Origin of the sequence: Streptomyces polyasparticus (genome assembly GCF_014493765.1) — a bacterium.
Classification (GTDB): domain Bacteria; phylum Actinomycetota; class Actinomycetes; order Streptomycetales; family Streptomycetaceae; genus Streptomyces; species Streptomyces polyasparticus.
Genome location: NZ_JACTVJ010000004.1, coordinates 762,148 through 787,242, shown reverse-complemented (window position 1 = coordinate 787,242; position 25,095 = coordinate 762,148). Strand labels below are relative to the sequence as shown.

Genomic DNA, 25,095 nt, shown 5'->3' with positions numbered 1-25,095 from the left:
ATGTCACAGCCATTGGCGGGTCTGTCCGCGATCGTCACCGGGGCCGGGCGCGGGCTCGGCCGGGCCGAGGCCCTTGAGCTGGCCCGGCTCGGCGCGAGCGTCGTGGTCAACGACTACGGGCAGCCCGGCAGGGACGGTTCGGGGGAGGCCTCGGCGACACCCGCCGAGCAGGTCGTGGCCGAGATCGAGGCGGCCGGTGGGCAGGCCGTCGCGCACCTCGGCGACGTGGCCGACCACGAACAGGCCCGTCAGCTGGTGCAGTTGGCCGTCGACGAGTTCGGCAGGCTGGACATCCTCGTCAACAACGCGGGCATCCTGCGCGACCGGATGGTCTTCTCGATGTCCGAGGACGAGTGGGACTCGGTGATCCGCGTCCACCTCAAGGGCCACTTCAACACCACCCACTTCGCCTCGGTGCACTGGCGTTCCCGCTCCAAGGAGAGTGGCGGCCCGGTCTTCGGACGGATCATCAACACCTCCTCCGAGGCCTTCCTCGCGGGCTCGGCCGGCCAGCCCAACTACGCCGCGGCGAAGGGCGGAATCGTGGGTCTGACCACGTCCACCGCCCTCGCCCTCGGCAAGTACGGCGTCACGGCCAACGCCATCTGCCCGCGCGCCCGCACCCGGATGACCGAGGACGTCTTCGCCGGCTTCCAGGAGCCGGCGGACGGCGCGCTCGACAAGCTGGCGCCCGAGCACGTGGCCCCGCTCGTCGGCTATCTCGCCTCACCGGCGGCCGCCAAGGTGAACGGGCAACTGCTCGTGGTGCACGGCGGGATGGTCGCGGTGGTCGAACGGCCCAAGGTGGCCGCGAAGTTCGACACCGCGAAGGAGGTCTTCACGTACGACGAGCTCGATGAGCTGATCACGCCGTGGTACGAGGAGCGTCCGGCGGGGGAGACCTTCGCCGCGGCCGAGGTGCTCGGGCTCAAGCACGGCTGAGTCTCTGCCTCTCTTTCAGGTGAAGAGGGCCGACTGTCTTACGTGAAGAGGGCCGCCTGTCTTACGGGAAGAGGGCCGACCGGAATCGTTCCGGTCGGCCCTCTTCACGTGCGGCGGCGGTGGGTCAGGCCGCCTGGCTCTGCTCGGCATGACGACGGTGGCGCCCCGCAGGCGTCGACTCGACGTCCTGCTCGGCGGCCGGACCACGGTGGCGGCCGTGCCCTTCCTCGGTCCCCGTCGTCCTGCTGTCCTGCTCGCTCATCATCAACTCACCCCGTTGATTTCGTGCTTGTCGCCACAGGCCCCCCGAACTGCCGGGGCGCCTGCAACCCCGTGATCTTTCGCCCGCCGAGTCTAACGACAGGCCACCTGCCCAACGACCGGGGACCCGTCCCGTGACCGGCCGCCTGCCTAACGATTCGGCCACCCGTCTCACGGCCCCCGCCTGCCTGAGGATCGGCCCCCGGCTATCGACGACCGGCCACCCGCCCACCGAGCGGTGCCTGCTGCAGCGGAACGGGCCGTGGCGCGCTCGGGGCGGGCTCGGCCGCCGGTTCGGCCGCCGGCTCGGGCAGCCGTACGGGCTCCGGTGCGGGCGGGGTGACGCGGGCGAGACCGCAGGGCGTGTCCTCGGTGACGTACGGGAGCAGGAGCTCCTGGCCCAAGGACCAGAGCCCGCAGCCCAACCAGCCGTACGGGCCCGCCAGTTGCTGCGTCTGCCGCTGCTGCGGCGACCAGATCCCCAGCCAGGTGCCGGCCGCACCGTCGATCCTGAGTGCCACCGCACAGGCCTCGGGGCTGAGCACCTGGCCGGGCTGTATCGCGAACGGCGTCACCACGCAGTCCTCCAGACGCAGCGCGTCCGGGAAGTGGATCGGCCGGGTGGAGCCGAGCTGGCCCCAGCCGAGCCGGTCGTCGCCCGGTGCGTCGGACCGCACCAGGATGAAACCGCTGCCGGGGTCGGCGAGCAGCAGCCGGTCGTCGGAGTCCTCGCCGATCTGGAGCAGCGGCGAGACCTCACCCCCGCGCTCCAGATCGACGGCGACGGTCTTGGTGCGCCCGCCAAGCTCCTGGTCGAGCGCCAGCATCCGCCCCGTACGGTCCAGCCACACCCCGCCCGAACAGCGGCCCGGCACCTGCGCGACCAGCTCGGGCCCGAACGCGCCACCCGCCACCAGCCAGACGGAACTCGACCGTTCACCCGGTGCGAGTGCATACGCCGGACTCCCGCTGGGCGACGGCGGAAGCAGTGTCAGCTCGGCCGTCTCCACGGCCCCGAGCGGCAGTTGACCCGTGCCGGGACCCGTGGGGTAGAGCAGCGAGAACATGTGGCGGCCGTCCGCGACGCGGTGCACGAGCACCCGTCCGTCGGCAAGCGGCAGCACCTCGGTGCCCGGCTCCTCGGGCTGGTCGAGCGGCAGCGGCACCGCGTAGGGCTCGGGGCTGTCGAGGCTCCAGCGCTCCGGGCACCACACGTCGCCGCGCGGAGCGAGCCGCGCCGCGTAGGAGCCGTCGGCCGCGATCGTGAATCCCGGGCGCCGTATCGCACCCATGCCGTCGGACGCACCGTTCGCGCCCTCGTCCGGGGCCGTGTCGGTCGCCAACGCCGTCGTCGTCATCCAGCCCTCACCTCCGGTGACGAAAGCTAGTTTTCGTACGCGCTGGCGTGGGACGTGCCGCCTCGCACTTCACACCAAAGGGTGGCGATGTCCTGATTCGCCTGAGGTGCCGGGGGACTGTGTGCTGTCACAAGGGTCACAGGGGGCGGCAGCGCCCTCCGGTATCCGGTGAGTTTAAGGTGAGGGTTACCTAAGCAAATCCTGTGTCTTTGGAGCACCGATGTCCCTTCGCCGCCGCGGTACCGCCGCCGCAGCCCTTGCCGTAGCCGCCGCGCTCGCCCTCGGCGCCTGCTCGTCCTCCGACAACGGGGCCGAGGGGTCGAAGAAGGCCGAGAACGGCGCGGGCAGCAAGAAGGTCGCGACCGGCGGCGAGGACTTCGCCAAGGCCGCCGAGGACACCGCGAAGATGGGCACGGACGCGGGGCCCGGCGAGTTCCCGCGCACCATCACCCACGCCCTTGGCAAGACCGAGCTCAAGGCGCAGCCCAAGCGCGTCGTGGTGCTCGACGTCGGCGAGCTCGACAACGTCGTCTCGCTCGGCATCAAGCCGGTCGGCTACGCCCCCACCGAGGGCGACGACGGCATCCCCGAGTACCTGGGCAAGGCGGCCGGCAGCCCGAAGGACGTCGGCACGATCAACTCCCTGAACCTGGAGGCGATCGCGGCCCTCAAGCCCGACCTGATCCTCGGCTCGCAGCTGCGCGCGGAGAAGCTCTACCCGCAGCTCTCCAAGATCGCCCCGACCGTGTTCTCCATCCGCCCGGGCTTCACCTGGAAGGAGAACTACCTCCTCAACGCCACCGCGCTCGACAAGCGGGCCGAGGCCGAGGAGAAGATCTCCGCGTACGAGGAAGAGGCGAAGAAGCTCGGCGCCGAGCTCGGCGACAAGAAGCCGACCGTCACGATGCTGCGCTACATGCCGGACCGTATCCGCCTGTACGCGAAGGCCTCGTTCATCGGCACGATCCTCGAGGACGTCGGCGTGCCGCGGCCGAAGAACCAGCAGATCAACGACCTCGCCACCGAGATCAGCCCCGAGAAGATCGACGAGGCCGACGCCGACTGGATCTTCACCGGCGTCTACGGCGACGTGAACAAGACCAAGCGCGACACCGCCGAGGACAACCCGCTCTGGAAGAAGCTCGGCGCCGTCAAGAACGGCCAGGCGAAGGACGTCCCGGACGAGACCTGGTACCTGGGTCTCGGCGTGACCGCCGCCCACGAGGTCCTCGACGACCTGCGGGGCTTCCTCGTCAAGTAGCCCCGGCTCGCCAAGTAGCCCCGGCATCAGCTGAATTCACCGTCCCCGGTCGCCCTGTGCGGCCGGGGACGGTTGCGTTTCCGGCGCCCTACGGCCATTATGAACGCATGTTCATGAACGCCCGTTCATAACGGAGGCGGAGATGGCGAACCCGGCAGGGACGAACACGGCAGGGACGAACACGGCCGGCACGGCGGAGATCGTCAATGTGCACCAGTCCGAGGCCTGGAACGGCTACGAGGGCGAGCACTGGGCCGCCCACCACGACCGCTACAACGCGATCAACAGCGGCTTCAACGAGGCGCTCCTCGACGCCGCCGGCATCGGCACGGCGAGCCGCGTGCTCGACATCGGCTGCGGCGCGGGCCAGACCACGCGCCTCGCGGCCCGCCGTGCGCACGAGGGCACGGCGCTCGGGGTCGACCTGTCGGCGCCGATGCTCGGGCGTGCCAGGGCCGTGGCGGCCGAGGAAGGCGTCGGCAACGTGCGCTTCGAGCAGGGGGACGTCCAGGTCTTCCCGTTCGGCGAGGGCACCTTCGACGCGGCGATCAGCCGGTTCGCGGTGATGTTCTTCGCCGATCCGGTGGCGGCGTTCGCCCATGTCGCCCGCGCGCTGCGCCCCGGGGGGCGGCTCGCGTTCGTCAGCATGCCGGACCTCGGCGGCACGGACCTGGGCACGGTCATGGCGGCCGCGGCGCCGCATCTCCCGGGGTGGCAGGCGGCGTCGGCCCCGGACTCCGGCGAGCCGGGCGCCCACGGCTCCGGACCGCTCTCGCTCTCCGACCCCGGCCATGTGCGGTCGGTCCTCGGCGCGGCCGGCTTCCGCGATATCTCCGTACGGCGGATCGAGGCGGAGGAGATCTGGGGGAGCGACGCGGCCGACGCGGCGGAGTTCTTCACGGGCTGGGGCCCGGTGCGCTTCCACCTGGAGGGCGCGGACCCGGAGCCGCTGCGCACCGCCCTGACGGCCGCGTTCCGCCGCTTCGAACGCGCCGGGGCCGTACGGCTCGACGGTGCGGCCTGGCTGACCGAGGCCGTTCGATGACCGACGGCAGCGCGTCAGGGGAGCGTGGTGACCGTCCGCTGAAGCGCATCGTGCTCATCGGCGGATACGGGGCCGTGGGGCGGGAAGCCGCGGCCCTCCTCACCCGGTGGTATCCCGGCTCCGTGGTCGTCGCGGGCCGCAACCCCCGTGCCCTGCCCGGCACTTCCGCGCTCCGCCTCGACCTGGACGACCCGGCGGACCTGGGCCGCGCACTCGACGGCGCGGATGTGGTGGTGCTGTGCGTCGACCACGACAACGCGGCGGTGGCCAGGGCCTGCTTCGAGCGGGGCATCCACTATGTCGATGTGTCCGCCGACCACGAACGGCTGCTCGCGGTGGAGCGCCTGCACGACCTCGCCGTCGAGCACGGCGCGAGCGGCGTGCTCAGCGTCGGCCTCGCGCCCGGCATCACCAACCTCCTTGCCCGCCAGGTCACAGGCCACGAGGTGCGCATCGGCGTGCTGCTCGGCTCGGGAGAGGCGCACGGCCCGGCCGCGCTCGCCTGGACCCTCGACGGGCTCGCGGGCATGGGCCGGCCCTGGCGGATGCCCTTCCCCGCCCCGTACGGAAGGAGAAAGGTGTACGGCTTCCCGTTCTCCGACCAGTACTCGCTGCCGCGCACCTCGGAGGCCGTCGATGTGCGGACGGGCATGTGCCTGGACTCGCGCGCGATGACCGCCGTGCTGGCCGCCGCCCGGCTCCCCGGGCTCGCGCGGCTACTTGCGGCGGCCCCCGTACGACGAGCCCTGCTCGCTCTGCTCGGCCGCGTGCACCTGGGCTCGGACGGTTTCGCGGTCACTGCACGGTCCGCATACGACAGCGCGTCCTTCACCGGCAGACGCCAGAGCCGTACGACGGGAGTGGTCGCCGCCCTCGCCGTACGCGAACTCGCCTCGCTGCCACCGGGAGTGCGGCACCTCGACGCGTGCGTCGATCCGGCGCCGTTCCTGACGGAGGCGGCCCGCTGGGACGGGACCGGTGCCGCTCACTACGATCAGAGCGATGTCACCTAGGAAAGCGGCCGCGCTGCCGGACGGCGGGAACCTGCGCGACCATCTCATCGCGACCGCCGAGCGCATCATCGCCGAGCGCGGCACCGTCGGTCTGACCGTGCGCGCCATCGCCCGCGAGGCCGGGGTCGCCGACGGTGTGCTCTACAACCACTTCGCGGCCAAGGAGGAACTCCTCGCGCAGGCCCTGAACGCCCATGTGCGCAAGGTGGAATCGGGCCTCGGCGTCCTGCCCGCGCCGGGCACCGGGAGCGTCGAGGAGAACCTCAAGGCCTACGTCGCGTACGGCCTCGCCATGCACCAGGCGATCCTGCCCGCGTTCACGGGCTTCCTCGCCCAGCCGAAGATCCTCGCGCGCTTCGCCGAACTCGCGGAGCCGGGCGAGGACTGGCGCGACCGCCTGGCCGCGTACCTTCGGGCCGAGCTCGACCTGGGCCGCCTGCCGTCCGACGCCAAGACGTCCACCGCGGCCCGCATCCTCGTGGGCTACTGCCACGAGGTCGTGATCTCGGCCCTCTTCGACGCACACGCCCCGGCCCCGGATCCGGCGGCGGTGGACGACTTGGTGGCGGTGGTCCTGCGAGGTATCGCCTCCTAGCTGCGGGCAGTCGTGCCGCAGGGGCAGCCCGCGCGGCAAGAGTTCACCGGCGACGTGAACCGCACCGTCATGTAGGGCCCGCTTCCGGTCCCGCCCGTATGTCGCCGGCACCTGCGGCGGAGCACCGACCGCAGTCCGGGCATCAGCCGGGGATCGGCCCCCTCCTGCAGGACCTTGATCGCCACCGGGCGCCGGATGCGCCGGTCGACGCCCTCCCCCACCTCGCCCATCCCGCCGGCGTCCAGCCTGCGCACCAATTCGTAGCGCCCGTCCAGGACTTCCCCGGCATGCATCGAACCCCCCGTTCAGCCTGCTCGGGCGAACAGCAATGGGTATGGCTGCGGCGCGTGAGGCCTTCGACGACCCTCCGTATCCGAAGGGTTCGCAAGTGGCCCGTGCCCGCTTCCCCGCGAGGGGCCGACCCGGCCCCGGCCCAGGTAGCATCGCTCCGTGCCCCGCCTCCACGAAGTCCTCACCGCGCTCGACGCCCTCTGGCCCCCCGACCGGGCCGAATCGTGGGACGCCGTCGGGACGGTCTGCGGGGAGCCGGACGCCGAGGTGAGCCGGGTGCTTTTCGCCGTCGACCCCGTGCAGGAGATCGTCGACGAGGCCGTGCAGCTGGGCGCCGACCTCCTGGTCACGCACCACCCCCTCTACCTGCGCGGTACGACCACGGTCGCGGCCACGCACTTCAAGGGCCGGGCCGTGCACGACCTGATCAAGAACGACATCGCGCTGCACGTCGCCCACACCAACGCCGACACCGCCGACCCCGGCGTCTCCGACGCCCTCGCGAGCGCACTCGATCTGCGTGTGGTGGGACCTCTCGTCCCCGATCCATCGGACGAGAAGGGCCGCCGTGGCCTCGGCCGCATCTGCGAGCTGCGGCACCCGATGCCGCTGCGCGCCTTCGCCGCGTACGCCGCCGAGCGCCTGCCCGCCACCGCGCAGGGCATCCGCGCGGCAGGCGACCCCGACAAGGTCGTCACCACGGTCGCGGTCAGCGGCGGCTCCGGCGACAGCCTCTTCCCGTACGTACGGGAAGCCGGCGTGGACGCCTTCCTCACCGCCGACCTGCGCCACCACCCGGCCTCCGAAGCCGTACAGCACACGTCGCTCGCGCTGCTCGACGCCGCGCACTGGGCCACCGAGTGGCCCTGGTGCGAACAGGCCGCGGCGCAGCTCGACGAGATCTCCGACCGTCACGGCTGGGGCCTTCGCGTCCACGTCTCGAAGACGGTCACCGACCCCTGGACCGCCCACGCGGCCATGACCTCTACTACCGCAGGAGCCCCCAACTGAACGCCGCGCCCGCCGACCAGATCCGACTCCTCGACGTCCAGGCCCTCGACGTACGCCTGTCGCAGCTCGCGCACCGGCGCGACGCGCTGCCCGAGCACGCCGAGATCGAATCCCTGAACAAGGACCACACCCAGCTGCGCGATCTGCTCGTCGCCGCCACGACGGAGGAGGGCGACTGCGCCCGCGAGCAGACCAAGGCCGAGCAGGACGTGGACCAGGTGCGCCAGCGCGCCGTCCGCGACCAGCAGCGCCTGGACTCCGGTGCGGTCACCAGCCCCAAGGACCTGGAGAACCTGCAGCGCGAGATCGCCTCGCTCGCCAAGCGCCAGGGCGACCTGGAGGACGTGGTGCTCGAGGTCATGGAGCGCCGTGAGTCCGCTCAGGAGCGCGTGGCCGAGCTGACCGAGCGGGTCGGTTCCGTGCAGGGCAAGATCGACGACGCCACGGCCCGCCGTGACGCCGCGCTCGAGGAGATCGAGGGCGAGATCGCCACGGTCACCAAGGAGCGCGAGGTCGTCGCCGCCTCCGTGCCGGCCGACCTCCTGGCGCTCTACGACAAGCTGCGCGCGAAGGAGGGCGGCGTCGGTGCGGCCCGCCTCTACCAGCGCCGCTGCGAGGGCTGCCGTCTGGAGCTCAACATCACCGAGGTCAACGAGGTCCGTGCCGCGGCGCCCGACGCGATCGTGCGCTGCGAGAACTGCCGCCGCATCCTGGTCCGTACGTCGGAGTCCGGGCTGTAGCGCATGCGTTTCGTGATCGAGGCGGACGGCGGGTCCCGGGGCAACCCGGGGCCCGCGGGCTATGGCGCGGTCGTCATCGACGGCGACAGTGGTGAAGTGCTCGCGGAGCGGGCCGAGTTCATCGGTGTGGCGACCAACAATGTGGCCGAGTACCGCGGTCTGATCGCGGGTCTGCGGGCAGCCTTCGAGCTGGACCCGGCGGGCACGGTCCGCGTGCGGATGGACTCCAAGCTCGTCGTCGAGCAGATGTCGGGCCGCTGGAAGATCAAGCACCCGGACATGAAGCCCCTTGCGGCCGAGGCCCGTTCGGTCTTCCCGGCCTCCTCGGTCACGTACGAGTGGATCCCGCGCGAGGAGAACAAGCACGCCGACCGCCTGGCCAACGAGGCGATGGACGCGGGCAAGCGCGGCGAGCAGTGGGAGGCCTCGGCGTCGACGGCCGAGCTGGATACGCGTGCGGCGCGCAATGCTGCCTCCACCGCTCCGGAGCCTTCCGGCCCGGTGGGGGACGCGGCCGCGGGGGCGGCTGCGGCTCGGGCTGCGCTTTCTTCGGTACGGGGAGCAGGGGCTGTTGTCGCGGAGGCGCCCCCCGCGCCCGCCCAAGGCTGGTCCGCCCCCGACATGGGCGCCCCCGCCACCTTCGTCCTCCTCCGCCACGGAGAGACCGCCCTCACCCCCCAGAAGCGTTTCTCCGGCAGCGGCGGCACCGACCCCGTCCTGTCCGAGGTCGGCCTCGGCCAGGCCGAGCGGGTCGCCGCGGCGCTCGCCGTACGCGGCACCGTCCAGGCGATCGTCACCTCGCCGCTGACCCGCTGCCGTCAGACGGCGTCCGCCGTCGCCGCCCGCCTGGGCCTGGACGTGACGGTCGAAGAGGGCCTGCGCGAAACGGACTTCGGCGCCTTCGAGGGCCTGACCTTCGCCGAGGCCAAGGAGCGCTTCCCGGCCGAACTCGACGCGTGGCTCGCCTCTCCCGACGCCGCCCCGCCCGGCGGAGAGTCCTTCGCCGAGGTCGCGGTCCGGGTGGCCGAGACCCGCGACCGGCTCGTCGAGCGGTACGCGGGCCGCACTGTCCTCCTGGTCACCCACGTGACCCCCGTGAAGACCCTGGTCCGCCTCGCGCTGGGCGCCCCGCCGGAGTCCCTGTTCCGTATGGAACTCTCCGCGGCCTCCCTCACCGCGATCGCCTACTACGCCGACGGCAACGCCAGCGTCCGCCTCTTCAACGACACGTCCCACTTGCGCGCGTAGCCCGTACACATGCGGAAGGGGCGACCACCAGCACGGTGGTCGCCCCTTCCGTATACGCCGCGCAATAGGCAGGCCCACGGCTACCGCAACGCAGCCGCCTCCCGCGCCAGCTGCTCCACCCGCGCCCAGTCCTTCGCCGCCACCGCGTCGGCCGGAAGCATCCAACTGCCGCCCACGCAGCCGACGTTCTTCAGGGCGAGGTAGGCCGGGGCCGAGGCGGGGCCGATGCCGCCCGTCGGGCAGAAGCGGGCCTGGGGGAGCGGGCCGCCGAGGGACTTGAGGTACGGGGTGCCGCCCGCTGCCTCGGCCGGGAAGAACTTCATCTCGGTCACCCCGCGCTCGATCAGCGCCACGACCTCGGACGTCGTCGAGACACCGGGCAGGAACGGTACGCCGGACCCCTGCATCGCCTCGAGCAGCGAGTCCGTCCAGCCGGGGCTGACCAGGAAGCGGGCCCCGGCATCCACCGCGTCGCGCACGTTCGCGGCCGATATGACGGTCCCCGCACCGACCACCGCATCCGGCACCCCGGCCGCGATCGCGCGGATCGCGTCGAGCGCGGCCGGGGTGCGCAGCGTGACCTCGATCGCGGGCAGCCCGCCGGCCACGAGGGCCCGCGCGAGCGGCACCGCATCGGCGACTTCGTCGATCACGACGACGGGCACCACGGGGGCGAGATCGAGCACGGAAGGCGCGGACGGCGGCACGGAGGGCGCGGAGGCGGAAGTCATGCGTTCATCCTGCCGCTCCGGGTGCACTCTGCGCAAAGAGCGTTGCGCCCTGTGCAACGGGACCCGGAAGGGCCCCACGCGCACCCTCAGTGGATCTCCGTCACCACCACGTCCAGCGCCCACGGACGCCCCGCCCGCGCCGGCTCCTCCGCCTCCACCACGTATCCGAGATCTCGCAGCGCACCCACCAGCTCCCCGGGTCCGCTCGGCTTCGCGCCCGCCGTCAGGAGGTCCCGTACGAGACGGCCCTTGGTCGCCTTGTTGAAGTGGCTGACCACCGAGCGCTTCTCCACACCGTCCACGATCTGCGACTGCAGCACCCGCACCGTCGCGGTCCGCCCCGCGACCTCGCCCTTCGGCTTCCACGCGCTCGCGTACGCCGAGGACCGCAGGTCGAGCACCAGTCCCTCGCCGGCCGCCTCCGGCATGACCTCCGCCATCGGTCCGCGCCAGTACGCACCGAGCGCGCCGAGTCCCGGCAGCTTCACGCCCATCGAGCAGCGGTACGAGGGGATACGGTCGCCGATCCGCACCGCGCCCCACAGCCCCGAGAACACGAGCAGCGACTTCGCCGCGCGCCGCTTGGCCGAGGCGTCCAGGGTGCTCAGGCCGAGGGCGTCGTAGAGGACTCCCGTGTAGATCTCGCCCGCGGGACCCGCGCCGGCCGTCCTCAGCTCGGCGTTCTTGGCGACCTCGCCGCGCAGCCCCTCGCTGAGACCGAGCACCTCACGGGCCCGCTCCTCGTCCGTGAGGCACAGCTCGACCAGCTCGTCGAGCACGGCCGCGCGCGCTTCGGCGAGGCCCGGCAGGGACAGCGACTCCGGCTTCAGCGGGGCGCCACGGCCCGAGTCGGCCTTTCCCTCGGACGGCGGCAACAGCACGAGCACGATCGAACTCCTTCAGCGATACGAGGCGGGGGTGCGGCCCCGCTGCAGGGTACCCAGCCGGGACCTGACTCCGTGTCCGGCCGGGACCCGACTCCGCGAGCGACTCCGTGTGCGCCGACCGCGAGCGTCCGCGCCCCGCCCGCCCTACGCTCGACTCATGCCTCGCCGCCATATGCATGTGACCGGCGCAGCCGAAGCCCCGCTGCGGGCGGCGTTGCGCGAGCTGCGGACGCGCCTGGAGGTGCCGGCCGAGTTTCCGGCCGACGTCCTCGCGGAGGTCGATGCGGTGGTCAAGTCGCCCGACCTGAGCGGGCACAGGGACGCCACCGACATCCCCTTCTTCACGATCGACCCGCCCACGTCCAGGGACCTGGACCAGGCGATGTTCCTGGAGCGGCGCGGCAGCGGCTTCCGGGTCGGCTACGCGATCGCCGATGTCGCCGCCTGGGTCAGGCCCGGCGGCGCGCTCGACCGCGAGGCGCACGCCCGCGTCACCACGCTCTACTTCCCCGACGAGAAGGTCCCCCTGCACCCGCCCACCCTCTCCGAGGGTGCCGCGAGCCTGCTGCCCGACCAGGACTGCCCGGCGATCCTGTGGACCATCGACCTCGACGCGGAGGGCGCGCCGACCGCGACCCGCGTCGAGCGCGCGCTGGTCCGCAGCCGCGCCAAGCTCGACTACGCCGGAGTGCAGCAGGCCATCGACGACGGCACCGCGGAGGAGCCGCTCGCGCTGCTCAAGGACATCGGCCTGCTCCGCGACCGGCAGGAGATCGCCCGCGGCGGCATCTCGCTCAACGTCCCCGAGCAGGAGATCGTCGAGCGCGAGGACGGCTACCACCTCAAGTACCGCGCCCCGCTCCCGGCCGACGGCTGGAACGCGCACATCTCCCTGCTCACCGGCGCCGCGGCCGCCGACCTCATGGTCGGACACGGCACTGGCATCCTGCGCACCCTGCCCGCCGCGCCCCAGGGTGCGGTCGGCCGGCTGCGCCGCGCGGCGAAGGCCCTCGGTATCGACTGGCCGCGCCATATGCCGTACGCCGACGTCGTCCGCGGACTCGATCCCCGCAACGGAAACCACGCGGCCTTCCTCCAGGAGTGCACCAGCCTGCTGCGGGGCGCGGGCTACACGGTCTTCACCGGCGGCGAGCTCCCCGATCCCCGAATCCACGCGGCCGTCGCGGACGAGTACACGCACTGCACCGCGCCGCTGCGCCGGCTCGTGGACCGCTATGCGAGCGAGATCTGTGTGGCCGCGGTGGCCGGCAAGGAACCCCCTGAGTGGGTGCTCGCCGCCCTGGACGCCCTGCCGCAGGAGATGGCCGACGGCACCCGGCGGGCCAACGGCATCGAGCGCGAGTGCGTGGACATCGTGGAGGCCGCGCTGCTCAAGGACCGGGTCGGCGAAGTCTTCGACGCGTACGTGATCGATGTGAAGGACCGTCAGCCGGCGGTCGGCACCGTGCAGTTGGAGGACCCCGCCGTGGTCGCCCGGGTCGAGGGCGGCGAGGCGAAGCTGCCGCTGGGGGAGCGGCTGCGGGTGCGGCTCACGCAAGCGGATCCGGGGAAGGCGAAGGTGCAGTTCGCGCCTGCTTGAGCGCCTGCTTGTGCGCGGCCACGAGTGCGGCCGGATCGTCCGCGTTGAAGCGGAACACCCGGGCCTCGCCCCGGCTGCCCAACGGCCGTACGAAGGAGACCGGTTCGGTCAGTTCGACCGTCACCGTCGTCTGCCCGCCGATGACCACGTCGAGCACGCCGTCCTCGCTCAGCTGGAAGTGCTTGCCCTGCGGATAACGCCGTTCCACCCGTACGGAGCGGATGAGCGCGGCCGGGGCCGTCACGTCGAACAGCGCCCCGTACCGGATCCTCAACGAGCCGTCCGGCTGCGCCACATGGGGCCGGGTCACACAGGCCGCGTGCAGCCCGAGGATCTGTATCACCCCGTACACATCGATGAAGGTGACGATGGCGTGCACCAGCGGCCACGGGATCAGGAACAGGAGCACCACGGTCTCGACGACCGCGACGAACAGGAAGCCGAAGATCAGCGCGGTCTGCGCCTGCGTGTAGCCCGCGCCGTGGGCGCCGGGCCCTACTTGATGGCGGCGGCGTGCGATCCACAGCCCCAGGCTGTGGAAGGCCTTGAACTCGTGCACGGTGAGCCGCTTCAGCACGCGCCAGGTGGTCGCGCTCCTCATTCCGCATTCCTTCCTCTCTCGGCGAGCGCCGTCATGAACTGCCGTACGACCGCGGCCTGAGCGGGCGCGAAGTCGTCCAGCATCGCCTGCCCGAACGGGTGCTCGCGGCTCGCGTCTCCCACCCCGTCGAACAGGTCGAGCAGCTCCCGCGGCACGGCGGCGACGAAGTCGGCGGCAAGGGGGCCGATCCGCGGATCGGCCACACCTGCGTCCGCCAGGGCGTCGAGCCGTACGTACAACTCATGGATCCTGGCGGCCAGTTCGGGGTCATCGGCGAGCGGGCGCAGCGCCGCGAGCATCCGGTCGCGGTCCTCCGGCGGCGCCATGGAGTCGATCAGCGTCAGGTGTTCGCGGTCCTTGGCGGCGCTCGCCGAACCGCTCGGCGAGAACGCGCTCAGGAGCTCCGCGAGCCCCGGCGACACGGGACCTTCGGCGGGCAGGGTGCCGGCCCGCGCCTGTTCGAGAAGCACCCGCAGGCGCGCCCTGCGCTCCTCGATCGCGGCCTCCTGGCGGGCGAGATCCGCGTCCAGCTCCTCCAGGACCTCGGCCAGTTCGCGCCCCTCGTCGTCGGCGAGCACGTCGCGCACCTCGGGCAGCCCGAGTCCCAGCTCGGTGAGGCGCCGGATACGGGCGAGCGCCACGGCGTGCCGGACGCCGTAGTCGCGGTAGCCGTTGGGCAGCCGGTCGGGTTCGGGCAGCAGCCCGAGGTGGTGGTAGTGCCGCACGGCGCGCGGGGTGACCCCGGCCAGTGCGGCGATCTCGCCGATACGCATGTGCTCAGTAGAAACCCTGACGCTGCGGCAAGGTCAAGCGCGGCACGTCAGGGCCTCCCTTGACGGCTAACAACGTTAGCCTTACGGTGGTGGCTAACGCGGTTAGCCGAGCTCGATCCGGCCGGAAGGGAACCACCATGACCACCGCAACGCTGCACGCGCCCCGCGCGCTGACCTGGGCGACGAAGCTCCGCCGGACGGCCTGGCTCGCCGGCGCCCTGTTCTGGACGGCCTTCGCGATCGTGGAGGGTGTCAACCACGGCTGGCCAGCCGCCGCGGTGGCCTTCGCGTTCTTCCTCGCCCCGGACATCGCGCTCTTCGTCGACGTCCGCGGATCGGCCGGCCTCGCCCGCGGACAGCTCTCGCCCCGCGCGGTCCCGTACTACAACGCCGCCCACTGGGCGCTGATCCCATTCGCCTCGATCGTTGCGTACACGTTCCTGCCGGTGGACGCACCCGCCCTCTTCGCGGGCCTGTGCGGCTGGCTCGCCCATATCTCGTACGATCGCGCCTTCGGCTACGGACTGCGGACGAAGGAAGGTTTCCAGCGTGTCTGAGTGCCCCACCACCGACAGGCTCACCCCTCGCAAGCGAGAGATCGTGACCGAGGCCCGTGCCCTGCTCGAAGAGCACGGCGCGGCCGCGCTCACCATGCGCGCGCTCGCCGACCGTCTGGGCATCAAGGCGCCCTCGCTGTACAAGCACTTCCCGGACAAGGCCGCGCTGGAGCTCGAACTGATCGTGCTCAGCCTCCAGGAGACGGGCGAGGCCCTCGAAGCGGCCGCGGACTCCCTGCCCTCGCTGATGAAGGCCTATCGCGCGTACGCCCTGGCGCACCCGCACCTCTACCGCCTCAACACCGAGCGCTCCCTGCCGCGCGAGGCGCTCCCCGAGGGGCTCGAAGCCCGTGCCGCGGCGCCCCTGTTGCGCGTGTGCGGCGGCGATGTGGACATGGCGCGGGCGGCCTGGGCCTTCGCCCACGGGATGGTGATCCTGCAGCTCAACGACCGGTTTCCCGCCGATGCCGACCTGACGGCCGCCTGGGAGGCGGGGGCGGACGTCTTCGAGGGGTGAGCCCTCGGGGGCGGCTGTCGTCGGATCTGTGACTGTCCGCGACGCCAACTGCCGCCGAATCGCCAAGGATTCAACCAATGCCTGCGGGAGTCATTGACGCCTGCTCATGACAAGTTTACGGTCCGTCCGAAGCTGCGAGCGTCATTCGAAATTTCGAACGCAGGAGGTCGGAATGGGCCACCCACCCCTGAGCCGCAGGAAGGTGCTCGCGGGTCTGGGCAGTCTCGCCGCCGCGGGCGCGCTGTCCGCCGGTGCGGCGGGCTGCGCCGCGCCGCGGACCGTGGGCGCGGACAAGATCCTGCTGCGCTACTGGCATCTCTTCGGCGGCGGTGACGGCGTCAACATGGCAGCGATGCTGGACCGGTTCGGCAAGGAGCACCCCGCGATCGGCCTGGAGGCGGCGCAGCTCGAATGGGGTGCGCCGTACTACACCAAGCTGGGCATGGCCGGCGCCGGCGGCCGGGCGCCCGAGGTCGCCATCCTGCATCTGGCCCGGCTGACCGGCTTCGGCCCCGGCCGGCTGCTCGACCCCTTCGACCTCGGCCTGCTCGAGGAGTTCGGCGTACGGCCCGCCGACTTTCCCCAGGAGATCTGGGACCGCGGCACGATCGACGGCAAGCAGTACGCCGTCCCGCTCGACACCCACCCCCTGGTGCTCTACTACCAGACCGAGATATGCGAGCAGGCCGGGCTCCTCGGCGCGGACGGCAAGCTCAAGACCCTGAACGGGCAGGAGGAGTTCTACGCCGCGCTGCGCGCCGTCAAGAAGGTGACCGGACAGCCGGCCCTCGTGTTCGAGACGCTCGGCAGCGATGCCGTCGGACCGTGGCGGGTGTTCTCCGCGCTGTACTCGCAGACCGGCGGAACCCTCCTGAACGACGACGCCACCCGCATCACCATCGACGACGAAAAGGCCCTGCGCGTACTGGAGTTCATGCGCGACGTGGTGCAGGAGGGCCTCGCCGTACGGCGTACCGACTACCAGGGCAGCGTCGGCATCTTCAACGCGGGGAAGACCGGGTTCTTCCTCAACGGCGAGTGGGAGGTCACCACGTACAAGGAGAGCGGGATCCCGTTCTCCATGACCCGTATCCCGGGCATCTTCGGGCGCCCCACCACCCAGGCCGACGTGCACAGCTTCGTCCTGCCGCATCAGGACGCGCGCGGCGGCGAGAGCAACCGGGCCGCGCACCGCTTCGTCGCCTGGATGCTGAAGCACTCCGCCGACTGGGCGGCGGGCGGCCATGTCCCCGCGTACACGCCGACGCTCAGCGAGAAGGCGTATCTGGATCTGGAACCGCAGTCCGAGTACCGCGATGTGATCGACGACGTCGCGCTCGATCCGCCCGCCTGGTTCGCGGGCTCCGCCTCGGCCATGCACGAGCGGCTCGGCGCCGTCTTCTCCAGCGTGGCCACAGGGGCCCGTACGCCCGAGAACGCCCTGGACGAGGCCAAGAACCGGCTGCAGGACCTCATCGACACCCCGAGCCCGCTCGGAGAAGGGGGTACGGCATGACCGCCACGGCACCCGCGACCCCCTCGGCCGCGGCCGCGCCGCCCGCGGACTCCGCCCCCGCGGCCAGGGGCATCCGCCGCCCGTGGACCGAGCACGGACTCACCTTCACCGCGCCCTTCCTGCTCATGTACGCCCTGTTCCTCCTGTGGCCCGTGGTGCTCGGCCTCAAGATGAGCCTCGGGGACGACAACATCACCGGCAGCGGTGGGGAGTTCGTCGGCTTCGACAACTACGCCGAGGCGCTCACCGACCCCGGCATGTGGGACGCGCTGTGGAACACGGTCTGGTTCACGGTCCTTTCGACCGTGCCGCTCGTCCTGTGCGGCCTCGTCTTCGCGCTGCTCGCGCACGGCCTGCGGTTCGTCGACTGGCTCTGGCGGCTCAGCTGGTTCGCACCGTTCCTGCTGCCGTCCGGCATCGTCGGACTGCTCTGGCTGTGGATCATCTATCCGGCCGAATTCGGCTTCGCCGACCAGCTCCTGGCCACCTTCGGCCTCGAACCGGGCATCGGCTGGCTGAGCGACGAGCGCTACGCGATGCTCTCCATCGTCGGCACCACCGTCTGGTGGACCGTCGGCTTCAACTTCCTGCTCTACCTCGCCGCGCTGCAGTCCATACCCCAACACCTCTACGAGGCGGCCGAGCTGGACGGCGCGACCGCCTGGCAGCGCCTGCGGCACGTCACCCTGCCGATGCTGCGCCGCACCACCTTGGTCGTCGTGGTGCTCCAACTGCTCGCATCTCTCAAGGTGTTCGACCAGATCTACATCATGACCCAGGGCGGCCCGGACGACGCCACCCGGCCGATCCTCCTGTACGTGTACCAGGAGGGCTTCACCGGCTACCGGATCGGCTACGCCTCGGCCGTCTCGTACATCTTCTTCGCCCTCATCGTCCTCGTCTCCCTCGTCCAGCTGCGCCTGGCCCGCCGATCCCGTGAGGAGAACAGCCGATGAGCGCCACGACGGACCAGGCGGTGAGCGCCACGACGAAGACCCTCGCCGCCGCCGCGCCGGTGGCCGGCCGCCGCCCGCGCTGGACCCGGGGCCGGATCGCCATGCTGGCCCTCGCGTCCGTACTCGCCCTGGTGTGGGTACTACCGCTCCTGTACGCCCTCGCCACCTCGCTCAAGCCGATGGGCGAGGAGGTCGAGACCCCGCTGACCTGGATCGGCTCCACCCTCACCCTGGACGCGTACGACAAGGTGTGGGCGGCCGGTGACATCCCGCGCTGGATGTTCAACACCGCCTACATCTCCGTGATGACGACCCTGCTCACCGTCGTCCTGTGCGCGATGGCGGCGTACGGTTTCGCGCGCACCGACTTCAAGGGCCGCAAGGTGCTCTACGGCCTCGTCCTCGCCGGGATCATGGTGCCGCCGCAGGTCCTCATGGCCCCCCTGTTCGCGGAGATGACCGCCCTGGGCCTCGTCGACACCTACTGGGGCGTGATCCTGCCCCAAGTCGCCGTACCCGCCATGGTGTTCATCCTGGTGAAGTTCTTCGAAGGGGTGCCGCGCGAACTGGAGGAGGCGGCCTTCTGCGACGGGGCCGGGCGCTGGCGGGTGTTCTGGACCATCGTCATGCCGCTGTCGCGCCCCGTGCTCGCCGCCGTCGCGATCTTCACCTTCATCTCGACGTGGAACAACTTCCTGTGGCCGTTCCTGGTCACCACCGACCCCAACGGCATGACCCTGCCGGTGGGCCTGGTCAACGTCCAGTCCACGTACGGCGTCCGCTACTCCCAGGTCATGGCCTCCCTGGTCATCGCGGGCCTGCCGCTGCTCATCGTCTTCGCCCTGTTCCAGCGCCAGATCGTGCGGGGGGTGGCGCATACGGGGCTGGCGGGGCAGTAGGGGCGGCCTGTCGGTGCGGATGCGGCGCGAAGGTGGTGGTGCGGCGGTCAGCGGTACGCCGCGAGGAAGGCGCGGGTGCCGGCCGTGGCGAGGCGGTCGAGGTCGGCCTCGGTGTGCTGGGTGCTGCCGGTGAACATGGCCTTGTTCACCGGGATCCACAGCAGCAGGCCCGAGAAGTGGTTCGCGGCCAGGAGCGTGTCGTCGATCCGCAGCAGCCCCTGGTCGGTCAGCCGTTGGAAGGTCGCCGCCAGCGTGGCGAGCCCTCGCTCGAAGCCCCGCTGGTACCACTCGGTTCCCAGCTCGGGGAAGACATCGGCGTTGGCGATGATCAACCGTCGGAGCTGGATCACCCGGGGATCGGTGAGCGCGGTCAGGAACTGACGGGCGAGCTTGGTGAGGTTCTCTTCCAGGCCGGCCGCGTCGGTCGGGAGGTCGGCCAGCAGATCGATCGTGGTGTCGAGCCGGTCGGTCGTGGCCAGGACGATGTCGGCGAAGAGCTTCTCCTTGTCGGAGAAGTGCTTGTAGACGGTCTGCTTGGACACCGCGGCCAGTTTCGCGATGTCGTCCATGCTCGTGCCCGAGTACCCCTTGTCCAGGAAAACGCTGGTCGCGGCCTCCAGGATCGCCTCGTGCTTGCGCGCTGAACGGCTGTCCATCGTCAACTCCTTCTTCATTGCTCCTCGTCCTCCCGCAGACTCCCGCAGACTCCCGGAGAAGAGTACTGGACTGACCAGTACTCTTTTGGGTACTGTACCGTCCAGTTCCCAAGCGCGGGGCTTCCTGCCCCGTCCACCGCGCAGAAATCTGGAGTGATTCCTCATGGACAAGGTGTTCTCTGCCGACGGCACGGCCATCGCCTACGAGCAGCAGGGCTCCGGCCCCGCTGTCGTGCTCGTCGGCGGCGCGTTCATGGCGCGCGGCGATTCCGCCGCACTCGGCAGTCTGCTGGCCGAGCACTTCACCGTGTTCACCTACGACCGCCGGGGCCGCGGCGACAGCGGGGACAGCCCCACGTACGACGTGCAGCGCGAGGTCGAGGATCTGGACGCAGTGATCGGGCGTGCGGGCGGCGAGGCGATGGTCTTCGGGATGTCCTCCGGTGCCGTACTTGCGCTGGAGGCCGTGGCCCGGGGCAGCGCGGTCTCCCGGCTGGCCGTGTACGAACCGCCCTTCATCACCGACGACAGCCGCCCGCCGCTGCCCGCCGACTACGTCGCCCACCTGACGGACCTCGTGGAGCGGAAGGCGTACGGCGATGCGGCGGCCTACTTCATGACCGCGGCGGTGGGCATGCCCGCCGAGGTCGTCGCGGGAATGCGCCAGGCCCCCTTCTGGGAGGGCATGGAGGCCGCCGCCCGCACCCTGCCCTACGACGGCCAGGTCATGGGGGACACCATGTCCGGCCGGCCGCTGCCCGCCGACCGCTGGCAGTCCGTGACCGTGCCCGTTCTCGTCGGCAGCGGGGACGCGGGCGCACCGCACATGCTCGATGGGGCGCGAGAGCTCGCCGCGCTGGCCGACAATTTCGCCCTGCACGTCTTCCCGGGCCAGGAACACAACATCGCCCCCGAGATCCTCTCTCCCGTCCTGACCGGCTTCTTCGCTGCCGGGGAGCAGGAGTGAGGAAGATCCCCAGCACGCCGGCCGGCAGTTTTGGATATCCGGCTCCCGTTGAGATCGCATGCGAGTTCTCTTTCTTGCGCTGGATGCGATCCTCAAAACGCCTGGAGATATACGCGAGCCTTCTCGCTCGGGAGGGGCTCGACGTAGATTTCGATCCACTGGAAGGCGCTCCGCGACGCGTCACTCACGCACGGCGGGCATACTCCCGTCCACTGGACCGGATTCAGGGATTCGGGGGCAGGCAGCCCGAGATGCTTGAACACCTCTCCTGACGCGGTTCCCTTGTGAGTGCTGCTCAGCGGATCCTCCGCGTGGAGCAGATCTGCCGTTGCCTTGGCCTGGGTGGTGCTGGTGACGAAGGAGAGCAGGTACTGATCCTCCTGGGGGTTTACCCGAACCGCCCCTTTCGCTTCGGTGGCATCGGCCGGAATTTCGATCTTTATCGCGGCGGATACTTCTTTGGCTCCGGCGTCCTTCTTCCAGTACGTGTCGGAGACCTGCTGCCTGGACACGTCCCCATCGGCCCCAGAAGTGCAGGCGGAGACGGCGCCCATCGCGATCAGTAGCGGGAACATCGTGCGCCTGATGCGCGCTTGCACGCGACCACGTGGTTTGTGCCGTTCGTTCATCGGTTTTCCTCTTCGCCACGGGAGACGTCGGTACGCGTCCCGCTCCGCCCGGGGTCTCCTGGATCGGCGGACGATCTGTCCTTGTCCCAGTTGTAGCGGTCCCAGATGCCAGTGCACCGAGGTGCCGGACTACGGTGTCGCGGTCAACTGCTCAATGCGTTCCGCGAATCCGTCAGTGGGGAGGGGCGAGGGCATCGACGTACTCGATTGCGGTGGGTACGTGTGGCGGCGTTCGAGAGATGCGGAGCCGGGCGTGCGGCCTACGAAGGTGCTGTCGTCTACGCAACCCACAGCGTCCAAGTCCATCAGGACGCCCCCTCGTACCGCAAAATGGCCCTGCCCGGGGAGAAACCCCAGTTCAGAGCCATAAAGGCGGACGAGTCGGCCTGTACGCCGGGTTCTGTCTCCCCAGGGTCTTGCGGCCCAGGGGGAGGCGGCCATCCATCTAGGGCCGGCATTGCTGCCGGCCTCGTGCGGTCTACCCGCGGACTCGGGCGAGCAGCCCTCGAACGTCCGCGCAGGAGCACCGAGGTGCTCCCTCTTGACCTTGCTCCGGGTGGGGTTTACCTAGCCGCCCGAGTCACCTCGGGCGCTGGTGGTCTCTTACACCACCGTTTCACCCTTACCGTGAGCCGAAGCTCCCGGCGGTCTGCTTTCTGTGGCACTGTCCCGCGGGTCACCCCGGGTGGGCGTTACCCACCACCCTGCTCTGTGGAGCCCGGACGTTCCTCGCCGGGGATCCGAAGATCTCCGCCGCGGCCGCCCGGCCGGCTCGTCCGCCGTGCCGCCATCGTACCGGCCGGGACGGGTCCGGCGATCACACGAGCCCGCCGGCGGCATCGGTCAGCTTTCGAGAAGCGCTGCCCTGCGCCCCCTGGCTAGCTTGAGAGACATGACGAACATCGAGTACCTCACCATCGAGGCCGCCGACCCCGCGGCCGCCCAGCGTTTCTACGCCGACGCCTTCGGCCTGGACGGCAAGCAGCTCCGCGTCCAGGGCTCCGAGGCTCCGACCAGCGGTTTCCGTGGTTTCACGGTCTCGCTCGTGGTCTCCCAGCCGTCGATCGTCATCGGACTGTTCAACGACGCCATCGCCGCCGGCGCCAAGGAGCTCAAGCCCGCCAAGAAGTCGCTCTGGGGCTTCGGCGGCGTGGTCCAGGCGCCGGACGGCACGGTCTGGCAGCTGGTCAGCTCGTCGAAGAAGGACACCGGTCCGGACGTACGGAAGATCGACGAGGTCGTGCTGCTCCTCGGTGTCGCGGACATGGCAGCCAGCAAGCAGTTCTACGTCGAGCGCGGGCTCAAGGTGGGCAAGAGCTTCGGCGGCCGGTACACCGAGTTCGAGGCCGCCGACAGCCCGGTCAAGCTGTCGCTCTACCCGCGCAAGGGCCTGGGCAAGGTCGCCGGTGTCGCGACCGAGGGCAGCGGATCGCACCGCCTGCTGATCGGCTCCGATCTCGGGGCGTTCACCGACCCCGACGGGTTCGAGTGGGAGAGTGCGGCATGAAGTTCCGTACGTACGTGGAGCCGCCCGAGCCGATGAACGGGCTCGAGGTGCCGGCCGAGCTCGTCGAACAGCTCGGCGGCGGCAAGCGCCCGCCGGTCACCATCACGATCAACGGCCATACCTGGCGCAGCCGCGTCGCGATCATGCGCGGCCGCTGCCTGCTCGGTCTGTCCAACGCCAACCGGGCGGCCGCGGGCGTCGAGATCGGCGAGGAGGTCGAGGTCGATCTGCGACTCGACACCGAGCCCCGCGTCATCACCGAGCCCGAGGACTTCGCCCGCGCACTGGACGCGGATCCGGCCGCGCGCGCCGCGTACGACCGTCTGCCGCAGGGCCGTAAGCGGCAGCATGTGCTGGCGGTCGACGGGGCGAAGAAGCCGGAGACGCGGCTGCGCCGCATCGAGAAGGCGCTGGAGACGCTGCGCGCGGAAGCGGGCGGCGCGGCGTGAGCGAAGCGGGCGGCAAGGGCGCGGGCGAGGCGGACGGCAAGGGCGCGGGCGAGGCGGGCGGCAAGAGCGCGGGCGAGGCGGACGGCAAGAGCGCGGGCGAGGCGGGCGGTGAGCTGGCCGAGGTGCAGCGGGCGCACTGGCAGCAGACCTATGGGGCGCACCCCGGGATGTACGGGGAGGAGCCCAGCGCTCCCGCGCTGCATGCCGCCGCCGTGTTCCGGGCGGCGAAGGCACGGACCGTGCTCGAACTCGGCGCCGGGCACGGCCGCGACGCCCTGTACTTCGCCCGCGCGGGCTTCACCGTGCACGCCACGGACTTCTCCGCCACCGGCCTGGCACAGCTGCGCGACGCTGCGGCCGCGCAGGGCGTCGCGGAACGGGTGACCTGCACCGTCCACGACGTACGCACACCGCTGCCGCTGCCCGACGCCTCGGTCGACGCGGTCTTCGCGCACATGCTGCTCTGCATGGCGCTGTCGACGAAGGAGATCGAGGCCGCGGTCGCGGAGATCCGCCGGGTGCTCCGCCCGGGCGGCACTCTCGTCTACACGGTCCGGCACACCGGCGACGCCCACTACGGCGCGGGCATCGACCACGGCGACGACATCCACGAACACGGCGGTTTCGCCGTCCACTTCTTCCCGCGCGCACTGGTCGACTCGCTCGCCGCCGGCTGGTCCCTCGACGAGGTCCACGCCTTCGAGGAGGGCGAACTCCCCAGGCGGCTGTGGCGGGTGACGCAGACCGTGCTTGGATGACCGCCCAGCTGTCGACGAGGGGGCATGACATGCCGGACGGGGACGCCCTGGCAGCCGAGGCAGCCGAGACAGCGGTGACTGGCGTGACATTCGGCGAGCTGCGCGCTCTGCTCGGGGAGCCGGCCTTCCGCGGGGCGGATCCGCAGGCCTGGTCGGCCCTCGAACAGCGGCACGGGGTCGAATTCCCCGCGGACTACAAGGAGTTCGCCGACGCGTACGGCGCGGTTCTGATCAACAACCAGCTGACGCTGTTCCACCCCGCGACGGCCTGGCACAACCTGGGCGAGAACATCCGCGAGGAGCAGGAGTTCTACGAGGACTGGCCCGAGGACATGATGCCGCCGTATCCGATCGGCACAGGGCCGGGGGAGATGTTTCCCTGGGCGCACTCCGCCACCGGCGAGATGGTCTACTTCCGGGTGCCGCGGGACGGGGCGCGGGACTGGGCCGTGGGCGTCATCGAGCACGACGAGTTCGGCTACGTCGAGTACCCGGTGACGTTCAACGAGTGGATGCGGGCGTATCTGCGCGGCGCGGAGTCGGTGGGGGGCGAGGAGATGCTCACCCACTCCAGGAACTTCGCACCCGACGGCCCCTTCTTCACGATGCTCGCGCAGCCCAGGTCCTGACAGGCGCGAGCGCCGAGGGGCCGAGGCCGATCCCGAGCCGCCCCCGCTGCTACCAGGTCACTTCCAGCGATCCGCCCACCGGCAGCCCGTGCCACCGGTCCGCGTACGTGTCCAGTGCGTCGACGATGCGCTCGACGACCGGCGGCAGCGGCGACGGTACGTAGGCGGGCAGCGTCTCGGCGAAGCCGCGGCGCAGCTCCCACACCGGTACGGCGATGCCCGCGAGCTCCTCCGAACGGCCCATGTCCGCCGAGGCCTTGGGTGTCGGCTTCCCGGGTTTGGTCCTCCGGCGGCGCATCGCTTTCGTGCGCTCGGCCGGATCGGCGGGCCAGAACAGTCCGTTGTCGCCGGCCGCGAGCCGTCCGTACACGCCGAGTTCGATGCCCGCGACGGACTCCACCACGAAATGCACCAGGTCATGCGGGAGATACGGGTGACCGCCGGGGCCGTTGCGAGGGGCGAGCTCCGGGCCGGCGTCGCGGTGGACCGCGATCTCGTAACTCGTGCCGGGGCCCTTGGTGTAGACGACGCGCATACCCCGCACGCTAGGCCGCGGACCGCCCCCGTGCACCTCGGTTTCCCGGGCCCGCCGACCGTCCCGGGCCCGCCGACCGTTCCAGGGCCCGCCGACCGTTCCAGGGCCGCCCGCCGTTCCTGGCCCGCCGTTCCCGGGCCGCCCACCGTTCCCGGGCCCGCCG

28 protein-coding genes and 1 other RNA gene are annotated in these 25,095 nt (G+C 71.1%); 19 read left to right on the top strand and 10 right to left on the bottom strand.

Translation table 11 applies throughout. The annotated features are described in order from the left end of the window. Positions 1-942 carry a 3-oxoacyl-ACP reductase gene (locus H9Y04_RS07900; RefSeq protein WP_187812932.1) on the top strand — a complete coding sequence of 314 codons (942 nt, stop codon included), beginning with the start codon at positions 1-3 and terminating at the stop codon, positions 940-942. A gap of 124 nt (positions 943-1,066) precedes the next feature. Here the strand turns inward: H9Y04_RS07900 and H9Y04_RS07895 are convergent, their stop codons facing one another. Continuing rightward, positions 1,067-1,204, bottom strand: coding sequence for a hypothetical protein (locus H9Y04_RS07895; RefSeq protein WP_187812931.1), 138 nt, complete (start codon positions 1,202-1,204; stop codon positions 1,067-1,069). Positions 1,205-1,409: 205 nt separating this feature from the next. Continuing rightward, positions 1,410-2,561: a hypothetical protein gene (locus tag H9Y04_RS07890; protein WP_187812930.1), complete on the bottom strand. Its 1,152-nt coding sequence runs from the start codon at positions 2,559-2,561 to the stop codon at positions 1,410-1,412. Positions 2,562-2,781: 220 nt separating this feature from the next. Between H9Y04_RS07890 and H9Y04_RS07885 the strand changes: the two genes are divergently transcribed. From H9Y04_RS07885 to H9Y04_RS07855, 7 genes are all read left to right on the top strand, one after another. Next, positions 2,782-3,822 (top strand): ABC transporter substrate-binding protein, encoded by a 1,041-nt coding sequence (locus H9Y04_RS07885; protein ID WP_187812929.1) that lies wholly within the window; start codon positions 2,782-2,784, stop codon positions 3,820-3,822. Between the two features lie 142 nt (positions 3,823-3,964). After that, positions 3,965-4,867, top strand: coding sequence for a class I SAM-dependent methyltransferase (locus H9Y04_RS07880; protein WP_187812928.1), 903 nt, complete (start codon positions 3,965-3,967; stop codon positions 4,865-4,867). Beyond that, positions 4,864-5,880, top strand: coding sequence for a saccharopine dehydrogenase family protein (locus H9Y04_RS07875; protein WP_214660897.1), 1,017 nt, complete (start codon positions 4,864-4,866; stop codon positions 5,878-5,880). The genes H9Y04_RS07880 and H9Y04_RS07875 overlap by 4 nt, the downstream gene beginning before the upstream one ends. After that, entirely contained in the window at positions 5,870-6,475 is a 606-nt protein-coding gene (locus H9Y04_RS07870) for a TetR/AcrR family transcriptional regulator (protein ID WP_187812927.1), read from the top strand. The genes H9Y04_RS07875 and H9Y04_RS07870 overlap by 11 nt, the downstream gene beginning before the upstream one ends. Positions 6,476-6,925: 450 nt before the next feature. Further along, a complete protein-coding gene (locus tag H9Y04_RS07865) occupies positions 6,926-7,777 on the top strand; it encodes a Nif3-like dinuclear metal center hexameric protein (RefSeq protein ID WP_187812926.1) in 852 nt (283 codons plus the stop codon). Continuing rightward, the gene (locus H9Y04_RS07860; RefSeq protein ID WP_187813095.1) at positions 7,774-8,517 is read left to right on the top strand and encodes a zinc ribbon domain-containing protein; all 744 of its coding nucleotides are present in this window, start codon (positions 7,774-7,776) and stop codon (positions 8,515-8,517) included. The genes H9Y04_RS07865 and H9Y04_RS07860 overlap by 4 nt, the downstream gene beginning before the upstream one ends. 3 nt (positions 8,518-8,520) lie before the next feature. Next, the gene (locus H9Y04_RS07855; RefSeq protein ID WP_187812925.1) at positions 8,521-9,765 is read left to right on the top strand and encodes a bifunctional RNase H/acid phosphatase; all 1,245 of its coding nucleotides are present in this window, start codon (positions 8,521-8,523) and stop codon (positions 9,763-9,765) included. 80 nt (positions 9,766-9,845) lie between these two features. Here the strand turns inward: H9Y04_RS07855 and eda are convergent, their stop codons facing one another. Continuing rightward, entirely contained in the window at positions 9,846-10,496 is a 651-nt protein-coding gene (gene eda / locus H9Y04_RS07850; RefSeq protein ID WP_187812924.1) for a bifunctional 4-hydroxy-2-oxoglutarate aldolase/2-dehydro-3-deoxy-phosphogluconate aldolase, read from the bottom strand. A gap of 86 nt (positions 10,497-10,582) precedes the next feature. Then, positions 10,583-11,383, bottom strand: a complete 801-nt coding sequence (yaaA, locus tag H9Y04_RS07845) for a peroxide stress protein YaaA (protein ID WP_187812923.1) — start codon at positions 11,381-11,383, stop codon at positions 10,583-10,585. Between the two features lie 157 nt (positions 11,384-11,540). Between yaaA and H9Y04_RS07840 the strand changes: the two genes are divergently transcribed. Next, entirely contained in the window at positions 11,541-12,983 is a 1,443-nt protein-coding gene (locus H9Y04_RS07840; protein WP_187812922.1) for an RNB domain-containing ribonuclease, read from the top strand. Here H9Y04_RS07840 and H9Y04_RS07835 read toward each other — a convergent pair. Both H9Y04_RS07835 and H9Y04_RS07830 read right to left on the bottom strand, forming a co-directional pair. Beyond that, positions 12,934-13,584, bottom strand: coding sequence for a hypothetical protein (locus H9Y04_RS07835; RefSeq protein ID WP_187812921.1), 651 nt, complete (start codon positions 13,582-13,584; stop codon positions 12,934-12,936). The genes H9Y04_RS07840 and H9Y04_RS07835 overlap by 50 nt on opposite strands. After that, positions 13,581-14,357: a MerR family transcriptional regulator gene (locus H9Y04_RS07830; RefSeq protein WP_187812920.1), complete on the bottom strand. Its 777-nt coding sequence runs from the start codon at positions 14,355-14,357 to the stop codon at positions 13,581-13,583. The genes H9Y04_RS07835 and H9Y04_RS07830 overlap by 4 nt, the downstream gene beginning before the upstream one ends. Positions 14,358-14,494: 137 nt before the next feature. Here H9Y04_RS07830 and H9Y04_RS07825 point away from each other — a divergent pair, with 137 nt between their 5' ends. The 5 genes from H9Y04_RS07825 to H9Y04_RS07805 all read left to right on the top strand — a co-directional run bounded on the left by H9Y04_RS07825 (position 14,495) and on the right by H9Y04_RS07805 (position 18,802). Beyond that, complete coding sequence (locus H9Y04_RS07825) at positions 14,495-14,914, top strand: DUF4260 family protein (RefSeq protein WP_187812919.1); 420 nt, start codon at positions 14,495-14,497, stop codon at positions 14,912-14,914. After that, the gene (locus H9Y04_RS07820) at positions 14,907-15,431 is read left to right on the top strand and encodes a TetR/AcrR family transcriptional regulator (protein WP_308800893.1); all 525 of its coding nucleotides are present in this window, start codon (positions 14,907-14,909) and stop codon (positions 15,429-15,431) included. Before H9Y04_RS07825 ends, H9Y04_RS07820 begins: the two co-directional genes overlap by 8 nt. 172 nt (positions 15,432-15,603) lie before the next feature. Continuing rightward, positions 15,604-16,947, top strand: a complete 1,344-nt coding sequence (locus H9Y04_RS07815) for an extracellular solute-binding protein (protein WP_187812918.1) — start codon at positions 15,604-15,606, stop codon at positions 16,945-16,947. Then, positions 16,944-17,903 (top strand): carbohydrate ABC transporter permease, encoded by a 960-nt coding sequence (locus H9Y04_RS07810; protein ID WP_187812917.1) that lies wholly within the window; start codon positions 16,944-16,946, stop codon positions 17,901-17,903. The genes H9Y04_RS07815 and H9Y04_RS07810 overlap by 4 nt, the downstream gene beginning before the upstream one ends. Continuing rightward, positions 17,900-18,802 carry a carbohydrate ABC transporter permease gene (locus tag H9Y04_RS07805; protein WP_187812916.1) on the top strand — a complete coding sequence of 301 codons (903 nt, stop codon included), beginning with the start codon at positions 17,900-17,902 and terminating at the stop codon, positions 18,800-18,802. Before H9Y04_RS07810 ends, H9Y04_RS07805 begins: the two co-directional genes overlap by 4 nt. 47 nt (positions 18,803-18,849) lie before the next feature. On the opposite strand, the gene H9Y04_RS07800 is transcribed toward H9Y04_RS07805, so the two are convergent. Beyond that, on the bottom strand, positions 18,850-19,458 hold the full coding sequence (locus tag H9Y04_RS07800; protein ID WP_214660896.1) for a TetR/AcrR family transcriptional regulator: 609 nt from the start codon (positions 19,456-19,458) through the stop codon (positions 18,850-18,852). Positions 19,459-19,621: 163 nt separating this feature from the next. On the opposite strand from H9Y04_RS07800, the gene H9Y04_RS07795 reads away from it, so the two are divergent. After that, positions 19,622-20,425, top strand: a complete 804-nt coding sequence (locus H9Y04_RS07795; protein ID WP_187812914.1) for an alpha/beta fold hydrolase — start codon at positions 19,622-19,624, stop codon at positions 20,423-20,425. A gap of 92 nt (positions 20,426-20,517) precedes the next feature. Here the strand turns inward: H9Y04_RS07795 and H9Y04_RS07790 are convergent, their stop codons facing one another. Together H9Y04_RS07790 and rnpB are read right to left on the bottom strand one after the other, a co-directional pair. Continuing rightward, the gene (locus tag H9Y04_RS07790; RefSeq protein ID WP_214660895.1) at positions 20,518-21,054 is read right to left on the bottom strand and encodes a hypothetical protein; all 537 of its coding nucleotides are present in this window, start codon (positions 21,052-21,054) and stop codon (positions 20,518-20,520) included. A gap of 373 nt (positions 21,055-21,427) precedes the next feature. Continuing rightward, positions 21,428-21,829, bottom strand: an RNA gene (gene rnpB, locus H9Y04_RS07785) — RNase P RNA component class A. A 117-nt stretch (positions 21,830-21,946) separates the two neighbouring features. On the opposite strand from rnpB, the gene H9Y04_RS07780 reads away from it, so the two are divergent. The 4 genes from H9Y04_RS07780 (at position 21,947) to H9Y04_RS07765 (ending at position 24,397) form a co-directional block, all read left to right on the top strand. Continuing rightward, positions 21,947-22,561: a VOC family protein gene (locus tag H9Y04_RS07780; protein ID WP_187812913.1), complete on the top strand. Its 615-nt coding sequence runs from the start codon at positions 21,947-21,949 to the stop codon at positions 22,559-22,561. Then, a complete protein-coding gene (locus H9Y04_RS07775; protein WP_187812912.1) occupies positions 22,558-23,010 on the top strand; it encodes a YdeI/OmpD-associated family protein in 453 nt (150 codons plus the stop codon). The genes H9Y04_RS07780 and H9Y04_RS07775 overlap by 4 nt, the downstream gene beginning before the upstream one ends. Before the next feature lie 113 nt (positions 23,011-23,123). Next, on the top strand, positions 23,124-23,768 hold the full coding sequence (locus tag H9Y04_RS07770; protein ID WP_236070677.1) for a class I SAM-dependent methyltransferase: 645 nt from the start codon (positions 23,124-23,126) through the stop codon (positions 23,766-23,768). Then, a complete protein-coding gene (locus tag H9Y04_RS07765; RefSeq protein WP_236070615.1) occupies positions 23,765-24,397 on the top strand; it encodes an SMI1/KNR4 family protein in 633 nt (210 codons plus the stop codon). The genes H9Y04_RS07770 and H9Y04_RS07765 overlap by 4 nt, the downstream gene beginning before the upstream one ends. Before the next feature lie 49 nt (positions 24,398-24,446). Here H9Y04_RS07765 and H9Y04_RS07760 read toward each other — a convergent pair whose 3' ends face one another. Then, positions 24,447-24,932, bottom strand: a complete 486-nt coding sequence (locus H9Y04_RS07760; RefSeq protein WP_187812911.1) for a hypothetical protein — start codon at positions 24,930-24,932, stop codon at positions 24,447-24,449. Positions 24,933-25,095 lie beyond the last annotated feature (163 nt).

Bases quoted from the DNA above. Each gene is read 5' to 3' on its own strand.
- H9Y04_RS07900 (WP_187812932.1), top strand. From the start codon at position 1: ATGTCACAGCCATTGGCGGGTCTGTCCGCGATCGTCACCGGGGCCGGG.
- H9Y04_RS07895 (WP_187812931.1), bottom strand. From the start codon at position 1,204: ATGAGCGAGCAGGACAGCAGGACGACGGGGACCGAGGAAGGGCACGGC.
- H9Y04_RS07890 (WP_187812930.1), bottom strand. From the start codon at position 2,561: ATGACGACGACGGCGTTGGCGACCGACACGGCCCCGGACGAGGGCGCG.
- H9Y04_RS07885 (WP_187812929.1), top strand. From the start codon at position 2,782: ATGTCCCTTCGCCGCCGCGGTACCGCCGCCGCAGCCCTTGCCGTAGCC.
- H9Y04_RS07880 (WP_187812928.1), top strand. From the start codon at position 3,965: ATGGCGAACCCGGCAGGGACGAACACGGCAGGGACGAACACGGCCGGC.
- H9Y04_RS07875 (WP_214660897.1), top strand. From the start codon at position 4,864: ATGACCGACGGCAGCGCGTCAGGGGAGCGTGGTGACCGTCCGCTGAAG.
- H9Y04_RS07870 (WP_187812927.1), top strand. From the start codon at position 5,870: ATGTCACCTAGGAAAGCGGCCGCGCTGCCGGACGGCGGGAACCTGCGC.
- H9Y04_RS07855 (WP_187812925.1), top strand. From the start codon at position 8,521: ATGCGTTTCGTGATCGAGGCGGACGGCGGGTCCCGGGGCAACCCGGGG.
- eda (WP_187812924.1), bottom strand. From the start codon at position 10,496: ATGACTTCCGCCTCCGCGCCCTCCGTGCCGCCGTCCGCGCCTTCCGTG.
- H9Y04_RS07840 (WP_187812922.1), top strand. From the start codon at position 11,541: ATGCCTCGCCGCCATATGCATGTGACCGGCGCAGCCGAAGCCCCGCTG.
- H9Y04_RS07835 (WP_187812921.1), bottom strand. From the start codon at position 13,584: ATGAGGAGCGCGACCACCTGGCGCGTGCTGAAGCGGCTCACCGTGCAC.
- H9Y04_RS07830 (WP_187812920.1), bottom strand. From the start codon at position 14,357: ATGCGTATCGGCGAGATCGCCGCACTGGCCGGGGTCACCCCGCGCGCC.
- H9Y04_RS07825 (WP_187812919.1), top strand. From the start codon at position 14,495: ATGACCACCGCAACGCTGCACGCGCCCCGCGCGCTGACCTGGGCGACG.
- H9Y04_RS07815 (WP_187812918.1), top strand. From the start codon at position 15,604: ATGGGCCACCCACCCCTGAGCCGCAGGAAGGTGCTCGCGGGTCTGGGC.
- H9Y04_RS07810 (WP_187812917.1), top strand. From the start codon at position 16,944: ATGACCGCCACGGCACCCGCGACCCCCTCGGCCGCGGCCGCGCCGCCC.
- H9Y04_RS07805 (WP_187812916.1), top strand. From the start codon at position 17,900: ATGAGCGCCACGACGGACCAGGCGGTGAGCGCCACGACGAAGACCCTC.
- H9Y04_RS07800 (WP_214660896.1), bottom strand. From the start codon at position 19,458: ATGGACAGCCGTTCAGCGCGCAAGCACGAGGCGATCCTGGAGGCCGCG.
- H9Y04_RS07795 (WP_187812914.1), top strand. From the start codon at position 19,622: ATGGACAAGGTGTTCTCTGCCGACGGCACGGCCATCGCCTACGAGCAG.
- H9Y04_RS07790 (WP_214660895.1), bottom strand. From the start codon at position 21,054: ATGAACGAACGGCACAAACCACGTGGTCGCGTGCAAGCGCGCATCAGG.
- H9Y04_RS07780 (WP_187812913.1), top strand. From the start codon at position 21,947: ATGACGAACATCGAGTACCTCACCATCGAGGCCGCCGACCCCGCGGCC.
- H9Y04_RS07775 (WP_187812912.1), top strand. From the start codon at position 22,558: ATGAAGTTCCGTACGTACGTGGAGCCGCCCGAGCCGATGAACGGGCTC.
- H9Y04_RS07765 (WP_236070615.1), top strand. From the start codon at position 23,765: ATGACCGCCCAGCTGTCGACGAGGGGGCATGACATGCCGGACGGGGAC.
- H9Y04_RS07760 (WP_187812911.1), bottom strand. From the start codon at position 24,932: ATGCGCGTCGTCTACACCAAGGGCCCCGGCACGAGTTACGAGATCGCG.